10 protein-coding genes are annotated in these 12,700 nt (G+C 66.1%); 6 read left to right on the top strand and 4 right to left on the bottom strand.

Features of this window, described 5'->3' with window-relative positions:
• Positions 1–21 precede the first annotated feature (21 nt).
• On the top strand, positions 22–1,455 hold the full coding sequence (locus tag GGR61_RS19915; RefSeq protein ID WP_184623582.1) for a GAD-like domain-containing protein: 1,434 nt from the start codon (positions 22–24) through the stop codon (positions 1,453–1,455).
• Positions 1,456–1,496: 41 nt separating this feature from the next.
• Here GGR61_RS19915 and GGR61_RS19910 read toward each other — a convergent pair whose 3' ends face one another.
• Positions 1,497–2,588, bottom strand: coding sequence for a DUF1615 domain-containing protein (locus GGR61_RS19910; protein WP_184623580.1), 1,092 nt, complete (start codon positions 2,586–2,588; stop codon positions 1,497–1,499).
• 548 nt (positions 2,589–3,136) lie between these two features.
• Here GGR61_RS19910 and GGR61_RS19905 point away from each other — a divergent pair.
• Together GGR61_RS19905 and GGR61_RS19900 are read left to right on the top strand one after the other, a co-directional pair.
• Positions 3,137–5,011 carry a GGDEF domain-containing protein gene (locus GGR61_RS19905; protein ID WP_184409520.1) on the top strand — a complete coding sequence of 625 codons (1,875 nt, stop codon included), beginning with the start codon at positions 3,137–3,139 and terminating at the stop codon, positions 5,009–5,011.
• A 343-nt stretch (positions 5,012–5,354) separates the two neighbouring features.
• The gene (locus tag GGR61_RS19900) at positions 5,355–5,597 is read left to right on the top strand and encodes a hypothetical protein (protein WP_326520282.1); all 243 of its coding nucleotides are present in this window, start codon (positions 5,355–5,357) and stop codon (positions 5,595–5,597) included.
• Positions 5,598–5,882: 285 nt separating this feature from the next.
• Here GGR61_RS19900 and GGR61_RS19895 read toward each other — a convergent pair whose 3' ends face one another.
• Positions 5,883–6,413, bottom strand: a complete 531-nt coding sequence (locus GGR61_RS19895; RefSeq protein ID WP_184623578.1) for a hypothetical protein — start codon at positions 6,411–6,413, stop codon at positions 5,883–5,885.
• A 192-nt stretch (positions 6,414–6,605) separates the two neighbouring features.
• Positions 6,606–7,457: an SAM-dependent methyltransferase gene (locus GGR61_RS19890; protein WP_184409518.1), complete on the bottom strand. Its 852-nt coding sequence runs from the start codon at positions 7,455–7,457 to the stop codon at positions 6,606–6,608.
• A 676-nt stretch (positions 7,458–8,133) separates the two neighbouring features.
• Between GGR61_RS19890 and GGR61_RS19885 the strand changes: the two genes are divergently transcribed.
• On the top strand, positions 8,134–9,009 hold the full coding sequence (locus tag GGR61_RS19885) for a DMT family transporter (protein WP_184623576.1): 876 nt from the start codon (positions 8,134–8,136) through the stop codon (positions 9,007–9,009).
• 92 nt (positions 9,010–9,101) lie between these two features.
• Here the strand turns inward: GGR61_RS19885 and GGR61_RS19880 are convergent, their stop codons facing one another.
• On the bottom strand, positions 9,102–9,896 hold the full coding sequence (locus tag GGR61_RS19880) for a transporter substrate-binding domain-containing protein (protein WP_184623574.1): 795 nt from the start codon (positions 9,894–9,896) through the stop codon (positions 9,102–9,104).
• Positions 9,897–10,219: 323 nt separating this feature from the next.
• On the opposite strand from GGR61_RS19880, the gene cycA reads away from it, so the two are divergent.
• Entirely contained in the window at positions 10,220–11,596 is a 1,377-nt protein-coding gene (gene cycA / locus GGR61_RS19875) for a D-serine/D-alanine/glycine transporter (RefSeq protein WP_184623572.1), read from the top strand.
• 173 nt (positions 11,597–11,769) lie between these two features.
• A complete protein-coding gene (locus GGR61_RS19870) occupies positions 11,770–12,681 on the top strand; it encodes a CorA family divalent cation transporter (protein ID WP_184623570.1) in 912 nt (303 codons plus the stop codon).
• Positions 12,682–12,700: the final 19 nt, after the last annotated feature.

Raw genomic sequence — 12,700 nt, 5'->3', positions numbered from 1 at the left:
ACGTTGATTGGAGGCCGTCTGATGTCTTGGTTCCGCCGTTTGGCACTGTCCCCCTTCATCAAGGCGCACCCGCCGCGCAAGACGCGGCCCGCGCCGGCGGACCTGCTCGCCACGTATGAGACGGTGCTGCCTGCCAGTCTGCTTGAGCTCTGGCGCAAACAAGGGTTGGGGCATTACGGCAGCGTGCAACTCGCGCTGATCGACCCCCGGCAATGGCAACCGGTGCTGGATCGCTGGATCGTCTCGCCGCCTGACGCGGTGCGGCGCATTCCGATTGCGCTCACCCCCTTCGGCGCATTGGTGTACTACCGCAAGCTGACCGCCACCGACGAGGACGTGTCCTACCTGGACCCGGTATCGAAAGCCACCGGGGACTTGAGCTGGAGCCTGGACGACTTCTTCAACCAGTACGTCTGCGACGCGGCATCCTGCGATTCCCTGATCCCATCCGCGCTGCTGGCTGCCGCGCACACGGAGTGCGGCCCACTCGCTGCGGGCGAGGTCTACGAGATCGATCAGATGTTGTTCTCGATGCAGATGCTGCGGATCAACAAGGTCGATGCGTTGGCGTTGCACACCCGGCTTCGCGACGCTGTCGACGGGCCGGCGAGCGTCGCCGCGACGCCCACGACCAATGGCGATGCGTTGCCCGCAGAGCAGCGCTCCACCTTCGAGGGCCTGTTCAACCAGCGACAGAACACCAACGACCTGCATGGCCTGTACCTGTCGTCTTATATCGACTGGCATCGCATGCTGGCGCTCGAGCCCGACGGCCAATATCGCCTGCTGTTCTGGAAAATCGATCATCGCAGTCTTGCACGCACCGATGTGCGCGCTTATTCGGGCCGCTACGAAGTCGCGCGCTCCGAATTGGGCGACGAACACGTGACGCTGGACATCCGGCTACGCCGCGACTCGAGCGGTAGCGATGCCAACGATGCGCAGCTGGTGGTGATGCGCTCGGGTACCGACCTGTTCCTGCTGCGCACTGACGAACTGGCAGATATGGCAACGGCCATGGACGGCGCGACAACGCTTGGCCGCAGCGAATACTACTTCCGCAAGGTGACGTTGGCCGACGCGTTCGTCGAAGAGCCATCCGCTGGACGCGCCGCGCCGCCGCTTGCCGATCTTCCACAGGCGTTGCAGCAACTGGTGAACGCCAACGCGATCATCGCCACCATCACCCATGTGGACGAGGCCGACCCGGACGCAGAAGACGATGGTGCCGGCACCGTGATGTGCCGGTTGGACCGAGGCCGAGACGATGGCTTGCGCATGAACATGCCGCTGCGCTCGCCGCCCGGCACGGGGCGTGCCCTGTATGGGTGGGTGTGGGAAATGGACCCCGCAGCCTGTCGGGCCGGCATCAAATATCAACGCGGCAGCGACGGCGAGATGGAACATGGTCCGGTTGTCGGCGATGTGTTGACCAGTCGCCTGAGCGGGGAATGAGGTGACGGTGCGTAGTGCCGGTAGCGCGCCAAGGCGCGCGCTCACTTGCCCATGCAGCGCTTCCAGCGCTCGTTGACCCGCTGCGCGAACCAGGCGGTGGTGAGGGTGCGGGTGATCTTGGGGCTGTCCAGCGTGATGCCGGGCAGCACCGCGCGTGGCAGCGGTTTGCCGGCGCTGCGCTCGGCCAGCGCGAACACCTGGCGATACAGGTCGGTGTCGTCGAATGCGGCCGTGGTACCGGCTTCCAGTGCACGGCGGAGCTGGCGGTCGCTCATCGCCAGCTGGCTGCCCAGGGCGCGCGCGGCGCGTTCGGTGCCGCCGGGTGCATCGAGACTGGCGCCGGGCGTGAGCAGGTCGCCATCCAGCGCCAGCGCGATGCCGCTGGCCTTGCTCAGCGCAGCCTGGAAGGCCGCGTTGCGGCTGGCGTACCAGCCGGCGTTGAAGTCGGCGAAGCGATACAGCAGCGCATCGTAGGTGGCCGGATAACCGAGCAGGTGCCGGGTGCCGAACCACAGCCCGCCGCGACGGGTGAACACCTCGTGGCGGATCGAGTCGCCGGGCGGGTACGGATAGCGCTGGGCATGCTGCTCGGCAAACGCGATGCTCACCTGCATCGGCCCGGCGGTGTGCACCGGATTGAGCCCGTCGAACAGACGCGCGCCCAACGGCACGCTGCCGGTGAAGTCTTCGAAGATGCGGCTCAGCTCCTGCTCGGTGCGCGCGCTCGCAATGCGCGTGGCATAGCTGCGGCCATCGGGCGAGGCGATGCGCAAGGCGGCATCGACCATGAAACCGGGAATGTGGTGCGCGCTGGCGCGGCGGTCGATCTCGGCGCGCGAAATCTTGCCGAGGTTGGGCACCACCGGGTTGGCCTGGTAGGTCGATTCCTGTTCGGTCACCGCCAGCACTGCGCAGATGGAGTCCGGCGTGGTTTCAAGCTCCTGCGAGGACAGCGCCACGTACACGTCATCGGCCCAACCGGTGCGATCGGCGAGCGTGGCCGGCAGGCGCCGTGCGATATCGGCCTTGACCGCATCCGGGGAGCGCTGTGGCGCACGCGGTGCCTGGGTGGCGCAGGCCGACAGCAAGGCGATGGCGAGCAGCGTGAAAAATCGGAGCAAGGGCGAGGGCACGGTGTCTTCCAGAGCGAGGGGGCAGCGGTCGTATCGCAGTTTACGTGCCTGGTCCGAGGCAGGGTCAGAGCGTGGCGCCGGAGTTGCTGGCGGAGTCGAACCGGTCCTGCGCACGCTGCGACTGCTGCGCCAGCAGGTGTCCGGTCTGCCAGGTGGTTGCGGGGCCGGGATATCCGCAAGGCGCGCCGGCTGCCGCGCAGCGCAAGGTCATGGCAGCGCACGGGGATCTGCAGACACGGCGCAGGGTGCCCAGGGCCGCTGCCGATGGCCGATGCGTGCAGTGCGATTCAAGACTTGCGCCGCCAGGCCGATAGCCGCACACCACCTGCGCGACGATCACATCACTTGCCGCGTCCGCCGGTCATCATTGCAAGTGCATGACATGCGAGAACGCGATCGATCGGACGTGGGGTCCGCTGGATTCAACCGCTGTCCGACCACGGGAGTGTTTGAGGTGCCGCAGCAAACAGCAAGGCCGGGCCGCGTCGCACACGCCGCGGCGGTCATCGTGTGCGCATGTCGTGGTCTGGCCCCGCCGTGAGTGGCCGATGAGTCTGTTTGCGTCACGCTGGCCGCGCGTGCTGGCCGCGCTTGCGGCGCTGTTGATCAGTGCGGCGGCCTGGGCGCAGCCGCACCCATGGAAGACCATCGAGTCGGCGGCGCTCGACGACCCCATCGCCGCACTGCAGGTTGCGCAGGCATCGCTGCAGCAGGCCCGCCGCGACCACAACGTCGATGCGGAGTTCTGGGCGTTGCTGGCGCAGGCGCGCGTACTGATCTCGCTGGAAGACACCGACCGCCGGCTGGCAGCACTCACGCAGGCGCGCGGACTATTGGACCAGCTGCACGGCAGCGCGGCGCAGGCGCAGTTGTGGCTGGGCATCGTGCAGGCACTCAGCGACGTGCGCGAGAACCCCAATGGCGCCATGGTGGCGCGGCTGGACGCCTTGCGTCGCCAGGCCCGCGCCCTGGGCCGCAAGGATCTGCTGTGCGAAGTCGAGGCGGTGGACATGTGGAGCATGCTGGCCTCCGGCAGCAGCGACGAGGCCTGGAGCACCGCGCAGGCCAGCTACCAATGCGCCGCGCGCGAGCAGATGCTGAACCTGGAGCTGGATGCCTTGACCCAGCTCGGCGCGCTGGCCAGCCGCGTCAGCGGCCGCGTGGCAGAAGACAGCGACGCCGAGGATTACCTGCAGCGTGCGTTGGGCCGTCTGCAAGGCCAGCCGGCACGCTTCCAACGCAGCCTGATCGAATACGAGTACGGCACCTCGCTTGCGATGCCGCAACCGGAGGCGGCGTTGCTGCATTTCAGGCGCGCGCTGGCACTGAGCCGCGCACTCGGCGACCAGGCCGGCGTGGCGGCGGCCTTGACCAGCGCCAGCGAGGCCTTGATCGCAACCGGCGATGCCGCTGCGGCAGTGGCGATGGCGCGCGAAGCGCTGCCGCTGATGCAGCAGCAAGGCAATATCGGCCGCGTGGCCGCCTGCCATGCGGTGTTGCTACAGGCATTGACGGCGTTGAAGGCCACCACGCTCGATACCGAAATCGCAGCCGCCAAGGTGGCCGACGATCCACACCTGTCATGGAGCCGGCGCGCACAGCTGATCGATGCGGTCGCGCGTGCGCTGGCGGCGCAAGGCCGGTATGCAGAGGCGTACCAGCAACTCCAGCATGCCAATGCCTTGCGCGCGCAAAGCCTGGATCGTCAGCGCGACACGGTGATGCTGCGTCTGCAGGCGCGCTATGAAGACGCACGCCGTGGCGCCGAAACCGCCGAGCTGCGCCGTCGCAGCGAAACTGCGCAACTGGCCTTGCAGGCGCACGAAGCCGGCCAGCGTGCGTTGTGGATCGCGCTGTGTGCAGCCTGCCTGTTGCTGATGGGCGCGCTGGTGGTGCTGGCGTTCGGTGCGCGTCATCGTCGGCAACTCTCCCGGCTGGCGATGCGCGACGAACTCACCGGCCTACCCAATCGCCGCGCCATTCGCTCCGAGGCGCAGCAGCAGATCGAGCAGGCCTCGCGCACGCAGCTGCCGTGCATGCTGGCGTTGATCGATCTGGATCGTTTCAAGTTGATCAACGATGTCTACGGCCACGCCACCGGCGATGCAGTGCTCAAGGCGTTTGCCAGTGCGTCCCGGTTGGCGCTGCGCACGCAGGACCGTCTCGGCCGGCTGGGCGGCGAAGAGTTCCTGTTGGTGTTGCCCGGTTGTAGCGCTGAAGAGATTCCCGCCGTGTTCACCCGCCTGCGCAATGCGGTGGCGGCCATCGACATCGCCGGCCTGCCCGCCAACCAACCGGTGCGTTTCTGCATGGGTGCGGTGAGCACTACCGCCGCGACCGGTCTGGACGTGCTGCTGGGGCAAGCGGACCTGGCGTTATACGCCGCCAAGACCGCCGGGCGCGATCAATGGGTGGTCGGTTGATCGGCGAGCGCGGCGCGGTGCGCCACCAACTCGGGAGTGGGATACCCGTTGCGCAAGGCGGCGACGCGTTCGCGCGTCGGCAGCCATTGCCTCTGCCTTCCATTGCCTGGATCGCGTGCGCTGCCTGCGCCGCATGGCGGCAGCGATCAGCAGACGTGTGCATGCCGCGATGTCGCTGCGCCCAACGTCACGGGGTGAGGCGCGCCTGCGTTTGCACGACGCCGATCCGCCGCGTTGCGCGTAAACTGCGCCGCCACGCCCGAAGGATGCCAGCGTGAAAAACAAGCGCCGCCCATCGGCACCACCTTCCGCAGCATCGCGGGTGGAAGGATGGATTGTTCGCGTGGTCGTCTTCGCGCTGTTCGTGGCCTGCTGCGCGCGGCTATGGCTGTCGCTGGAGGCGATCGTCAAAGGCCGCTACATCAGCGTCGTGCGTGGCCGGCCGACCCGGATCTTTTATGCGGACAGCGACCCGCAGCGGTTCTGGATCTCCATCGGCTGGGACGTTTTGCTGACCAGCGTTCCATTGGCGATCATGGCCTGGGTCACCCATGTCTGGTGGACGGAACGTCGGCGTCGTCGCTGATGGGCTTGGTCAGTCCACCCCCCACGTTGCCATCGATCCTGCGGCGGTGATGGGGGCTGCGATGCAGGCGCTCGGCTTCAGAGTGCTCACGCGCTATGGCGAGCAACCGTCAGTGCGGCGGACGGTGCGCAGGAATCGAGTGGAACAGGCCGATTCCAGGCATCGGCTGCGCTCTGATAACCCGCGCAGTCATTGTGTCGGCCGCGCGTCAGCGATCAACCGTTTGAGTGCATGCAGCCGTCATGCCTGTTGCGGTGTATCGATGTCTTGCGTATCGCACAGCCATCAGGGGTCTTTGCGCTTGCGCGTGGATGTGTGCGCATTGGCGGGCCAGGTGTCGTAGCCGTAGACGAACTGTTTCTGGTCGGCCCCCATGGTCGGATCGCACTGCCAGGAGTTGGCGACGCTACCGGCCTCCAGAACACCATCGACTTCGCGCACCGACTGCGACGCGAAGGCGCAGATCGCCCCATACAGTTTGACATCCCGGTCTGTGCTTGCGGTTGGGTGTGCATGCTGCACGAGCACGATGTCGCTGCCATTGAAGTGATGTACCTGGGCAGCGTGCTCGCGGTTGGTGCTGAAGTAGCAAGGCGCACCGATGCCCAAGCTGAGCACCTCGTCATCGCGCAAGAGCGTGCATGTGCCCGCGTGTTCGCCCAGCCGAATCGTGCGCCCGGCCAGTGTCGCGGTGGTCACCGGATAGCGGGTGGTGACCTCGGAGGTCGGTGGCGATGCAGGCGTCTGCGCACGCGCCGGTGTGCCGGTCAGCATCAACAGCGAGGCAAGCAATGAAACGGTGAGATGGATGCGCATGCAACCTCCTTGTCCTGAGCGCTGCAGTATCGCAGATGTGTCCGACCACCAAGCGCGAACGGCAATCTGCCACGTTCACGACAGGATACCTGTGGTCGGTAGGCGGGGCGGCATCGCCACATCTGCCCCGCGCTTCCTGGGCACGCGCCCACTGGATGCCGACGCGTAGTGGGCGCTACCGAAGTGGCGTAATCAGCGCCGCACAGGCAGCGTCGCCAGTACGCCGTCCAGCACCAGTTGCGTGCTGAAACCGGCCTTGCCGAGCCGCTTGCTCACTTCATTGGGGACATCGCGTCCGCTGGTGAGCCTGTTCGGTGCGCCGGTGTAATGAAACAGCCGCCCACCACGGCGCAGCACGCGCGCCAGCTGGTGGTAGAACAGCTGCGAATACAGTTCGCCGGCAATGCCGAAGCGCGGTGGATCATGCAGGATGGCGTCGAACGTAGCGTCGGCCATCGTGGCGATCTGTTGCGAGACATCGGCATGGGTCAATTGCAGGCGGCCTGCGCTAGCGGCGTCATCCGGGTCCGGCGACCAGGGATTGAGCGTGCGCAACCACAGTACGTCGGCGTTCTTTTCGAACGAGTGCAGTTGCGCCACGCCGTCCTCCAGGCAGCAGGCGGCGAAATACCCCAGGCCGCCGCAGGTGTCCAGTACGGTCTTGCCGCGCGGGCTCACCAACGCGACCTTGCGACGCGCATCGTCGAACGGCGACAGCTGCGCCGACGGCAGCATCTTGATGCCGTCGATCTCGAAGGTGGGAGCGCCCCATTCGGTGGGTACCAGCTTGATCAGTGCGCCGCTGAAGCGCGAGATCGGCGCGAAATCGTCGCCGTCCCAGAAATACAGCGTGCGGTCCTTGAGCTTGCCTGGATACGGATAGCCCCGGCCGCGCCACTGCCAGGTCTGCGCATCGAGCTGCGCGGTGCCGGTGCTGCGCCCCAGATCCAGCGAACCGGTCCACTGGGTCAGGCCATTGCCGCGTGCTGCCAGCAGTGCGTGCGCATCGGGAAGAGTAAGCAGGGGGCCGGAATAATGGGTCACGTGGTCGCAATGTCGTCGCCGCCCGCCAACAGCGGCGGGTCGGATCAAGAATGGGAATGGAAAGGCAGGCGCGGCGCATCGTAACCGACGCAGCCGGGAGGTGGAGTCGCGGCGCTGTCTGCGCGATGGATCCGCGTACCTACCGGTCCTGACCCGGCCTGCGGCCTGCGGCCCGCACCGGGCAACGCGGCAGCACGCCAGTATGCACGGCCAGGGCCCGGCCGCAGGGTCAGGGCGGCAACCGCACGTGCTGCGCCATTGCCGGCTCCTGCTGCAGCGTTTGCCGCTGCGGCGGTTGCTGATTCCGCTGATCGGCCTGGCGCGTCCTGTCCCGTCGCGTCGGCGCCTGCCCAGGTCCGCACGTGCGCGGAAGCCGGGCGGCGGGGCGACGACGAAAGCATGGTTGTCGCGGACCGCGACCAGCTGGCCAGCTTGCTGCAGCCGGACCTTGCCGCTCTGGATAGCGGCGACGCGCTCGGGGGATGAAGGGCGTTCGCCGGGAAGCAGGGAGTCTGCTAGGTGCGATCGGCGCTTGCTGGACTCGCAACGGCGCACGCGCGAAGGAGACGTGGTGAGCCAGACGGTCAAATCTTCCCGCAACAGACCGCTGTCCCGCCGCATAATGCGGCCATCCCAGGCGTCCGCGCCGGGCATCGACGATCGCAAGAGGCGCGGAATGCTAAAAGGTGTGCTGTTGGGCTTTGCCTGCTATGCGGCCTATTCGATCAGCGATGCGTTCGTGAAGCTGCTCGAAGGCAGCTTGCCGGCGTACGAAGTGCTGTTTCTCGGCGCGCTATTGATGCTGGCGGCGGTGCCATTCTTGAAGAAGCCGGAGGACCGGCTGCGTGAGTTGGTGGTGGCCAAGCAGCCCAGTCTGTGGCTATTGCGTGCGCTCGCCAGCGCCATCGGCAACCTGACGTCGGTGATTGCCTTCACCACCTTGCCGATGGCCGAGGCATTCGCGCTGATCTTCCTGATGCCGATTTTCGTCACCGTGCTGTCGGTGGTGTTTCTCAAGGAAGAAGTGCGCTGGCGGCGCTGGACCGCGGTGATCGTCGGCTTCATCGGTGTGCTGATCGTGTTGCGGCCGGGCTTTCGCCATCTTACCCATGGGCATGTGGCCGCGATCGTCTGCGGCCTGGTCGGCGCGATCTCGGTCATCACCTTGCGCATGGCCGGGCATAGCGAAAAACGCCTGACGCTCTACGGCGCCGGCGTGCTCGGCCCGTTGGTGATGGGCGGCATCTTGATGCTGCCGAGTTTCGTGTGGCCCTCGCTGTATCAATGGGGCCTGCTGGCCGGCTATGGCCTGCTGGCGGGCCTGGCGGCGATCTTCCTGATGTTTGCCACGCGCATGGCTCCGGTCAGCGTGGTGGCGCCCACGCAATACAGCCAGATGTTGTGGGCGATCGCCTTCGGCTATCTGTTGTTTCACGACCACCTGGACTGGCCGATGGCGGTGGGGATCGCATTGATCCTGGGCGCGGGTTTGTTCACCCTGGTCCGCGAAGAGCAGGTGTCGCGGTGGTGGCGGCGGACCAAGATAGTTTGAATCGCGGCGCGGGGCGGGATTGGGGGTCGGCAACTGCGCTGCTGCGCTGCCGTCGATGCACGCGGATGCTTTTGCCAATCCCCAATCCCGTCCTACGGCCCGCCGACATCTGACGTATGCATCGAGCGCCAGCGTTCAACGATGCGCGCATAGTCGCCGCTGGCCTTGCTCAGGTGCAGCCACTGGTCGACATACGCTTTCCATGCGGGGTCGTCGCGTGGCAGCAGGAAGGCTTTTTCGGCGTATTGCAGCGGCTGCTCGGGGGCGATGGCGCAGAGTCCGGGCAGCCGGGCTTGCTGGTACAGCGCCTCGGAGGCGTCGGTGATCATCACGTCGGCGCGGTTGTCCAACAACTCCTGGAAGATGATGGTGTTGTCGGCGAACAGGCGCAGGTTGGCGCGCGGTAGCTCGCGTCGTGCGAACGCTTCATTGGTGCCGCCGGGGGGCTCGATCAGGCGCACCTCGGGCCGGTTGAGCTGCGCCAGCGTGCGGTAGCGGGCCTGGTCGGCGCAGCGCACCAGCGGAATCTTGCCGTCTACATCCAGCACCGCGCTGAAGCTGGCCTGGCGTTGCCGTTGCAGCGTGACCGAAATGCCGCCGACGGCAATCTCGCAGCGGTCGGCAAGCAGGTCGGGCATCAGCTGCGGCCAGCTGGTGCGTACGAAGCTCACCCGCGCGCCGAGGCTGGCGGCCAGCGACTGCGCCAGTGCGATATCGCTGCCCTCGAACTGACCATCGTCACGCAGCAGCGAGTAAGGGCGATAGTCGCCGGTGGTGCACACACGCAAGACGCCCGAGTGCAGCACGGCATCCAGCCGCGAGCCTGGCTCGGCGGCGGGCGCGATGCCGCACGTCAGCAAGGCGGCAAGCAGGATGCGACAGCGCATGGCGTTCCCTCGAAGGTGAGCGGCCATGATAGCGACGGTCCGGGTCGTGGGAGGTGGTTGCTGCATCGCGCCAGGGTCTTGGATCTGCACCTGGCGACCACGACCGGCGGCCAGCGATGGGCTAATTGCGCGCCGTCGCTCAGTCGCTGCCGATGTTCATACCGCTGCGGCGTCCGCCGATGCAGGCCCGCCAGTGTGGACGCTCGCCCTTCTGGCGCAGGCGCACATTCGTCGACCTACCCGATGCGCCACCGCAAACCCCTGGTGTCAGCCAGCGCGATCTCGTATTTTTGACGGCTTGTTCACTTGCCGGTGCCGTGCCCATGTCTGACTCGTCCGCGCCCGATCATCTGCAACGCAGCCTGTCCAATCGCCACCTGCAGCTGATCGCCATCGGTGGCGCCATCGGTACCGGGCTGTTCATGGGCTCGGGCAAGACCATCAGTCTGGCCGGGCCGTCGATCCTGTTCGTCTATCTCATCATCGGCGCGATGTTGTTCTTCGTGATGCGCGCGATGGGCGAGTTGTTGCTGTCCAACCTGGAATACAAGTCGTTCATCGACTTCTCCACCGATCTGCTCGGGCCGTGGGCCGGGTTCTTCTGCGGGTGGACGTACTGGTTCTGCTGGATCATCACCGCCATTGCCGATGTCATCGCGATCGCCGCCTATGCGCAGTTCTGGTTTCCGGGATTGGCGCCGTGGATTCCGGCGATTTTGTGCGTGCTGCTGCTGCTGAGCCTGAACCTGGTGACGGTCAAGTTGTTCGGCGAGATGGAGTTCTGGTTTGCGCTGATCAAGATCATCGCCATCTGCGCCTTGATCGTCACCGGCGCCGGCTTGGTGGCGTGGGGCTTCCACTCGCCGTCGGGCAACGTGGCCTCGCTGAGCAATCTGTGGAACGACGGCGGCATGTTCCCGATGGGCATCGGCGGATTTTTCGCCGGCTTCCAGATCGCGGTGTTCGCGTTCGTCGGCATCGAGCTGGTCGGCACCACCGCGGCAGAAACCGCCGACCCGCGGCGCAATCTGCCCAAGGCAATCAACTCGATCCCCGTGCGCATTTTGATCTTCTACGTGCTGGCGCTGGTGGCGATCATGGCGGTGACGCCGTGGCGGCAGGTGGTGGCCGACAAGAGTCCGTTCGTGGAGCTGTTCGTGCTGGCCGGCGTGCCGGCAGCGGCAAGCCTGATCAACTTCGTGGTGCTGACCTCGGCCACCTCGTCTGCCAACAGCGGCATCTTTTCCACCAGCCGCATGCTCTACGGCCTGGCCGAAGAGCGACACGCGCCCAAGGGGTTCGCCAAGTTGTCGCGTGCGGCGGTGCCGGCGCGTGGGCTGCTGTTTTCCTGCGTGTGTCTGTTGCTGGGCGCGATGCTGGTGTATCTGATTCCGAATCTGGTCACCGCGTTCACGCTGGTCACGACCTTGTCGGCGGTGCTTTTCATGTTCGTGTGGTCGCTGATCCTGTGCGCCTACATCGCGTATCGGCGCAAGCGCCCGGAGCAGCACGCCGCCTCGGCGTTCAAGATGCCCGGCGGTGTGTTGATGTGCTACGTGTGCCTGGCGTTCTTCGCCTTCGTCATCGTGTTGCTGACCTTGCAGGCCGATACACGGCAGGCACTGCTGGCCAGCCCGGTGTGGTTCCTGATCCTGGCGATCGGGTATGCGGTCAAGCGGCGGCAGACGCCCGCCCGCTGACTGGCAGCACCGCCGTGGTACCACACGGAAGCCCCGCATCGCGGGGCTTCCGCATGTCTGCTTGCACAGCGCCGCCATAAAAGCCACTGGCAGTTAAGTACGTTTGTGCGCGCCGTTGACGCGGGTCGGATGGAACGGGATGCTCGCCGCCATCCATCGCCACGGCCTGCCGCATGATCACCATCCACCCGATTGCAGGAACCCAGCACACCCACGGTTGCTGGGTCGACTTATGCCAACCGAGCACGCAGGAGCTTGCCGAGGCCGCCGAGCGTGTCGGTTTTGCGTTACCGGATCGGGCCGCCATCGGCGAGATCGAATTCTCCAGCCGGGTGCGGTTTCAAGGCGAGGTGCTGTTTCTCAATGTGCCGCGCTTTCAGGACGACGATGTCCCGACCGCACCGCTGGGGTTTGCGGTGTCGCCGACCATGCTGGTGACCCAGCGCGGGCAGCGCATCGGCTCGCTGGATGCAGTGGCCGCGCGCCTGGAGCACGAGCCTTGTCACAGTTCGGACGACTTGCTGCTGCGCATCTTCGACCAGTTGGTGGGACGCCTGGCAGACCGGCTGGAAGCGCTCGAAGCCGAAGTCACCGAGACCACGCGGCACGTGTTCGACGAGCCCCACAACACCAAGGATCTGGAGCGCATGCTGCACCAGGTCGGTGGCATGGGCCGGCGCCTGGGCGGGCTGCACAACGCGGGCCAGGGCATGCTGCGGCTGGTCACCTATCTGGATGGCGCCACGCCGGAGTGGTTCGGTGCCGATGCGGCCAAACGCATCGGTTTGCTGCACAAGGACCTGAGCACCTTGAGCGAATTCCAGCAGCACATGGACGATCGCATCGAGTTCCTGCTCGACAGCGTGCTGGGCATGATCAACATGGACCAGAACAACGTGATGAAGGTGATGGCGGTGGCGTCGGTGGTCGGCATCCCGCCCACCGTGCTGGTCGGCATCTGGGGCATGAATTTCGCGCATATGCCAGAGCTCAAGTGGCACGGCGCGTACTACTGGGCGCTGGGCGTCATCGTGCTGAGCGTGGTGGTGCCGCTGGCGTGGTTTCGCAAGCGCGGTTGGGTATGACGCGCTCTATGCCGGCGAG

Origin of the sequence: Xanthomonas sp. 3058, assembly GCF_014199765.1 — a bacterium.
In the GTDB taxonomy this organism is placed as follows: domain Bacteria; phylum Pseudomonadota; class Gammaproteobacteria; order Xanthomonadales; family Xanthomonadaceae; genus Xanthomonas; species Xanthomonas campestris_B.
Note: the sequence above shows the minus strand (reverse complement) of the source record. Positions and strands in the feature narration are given on the sequence as shown.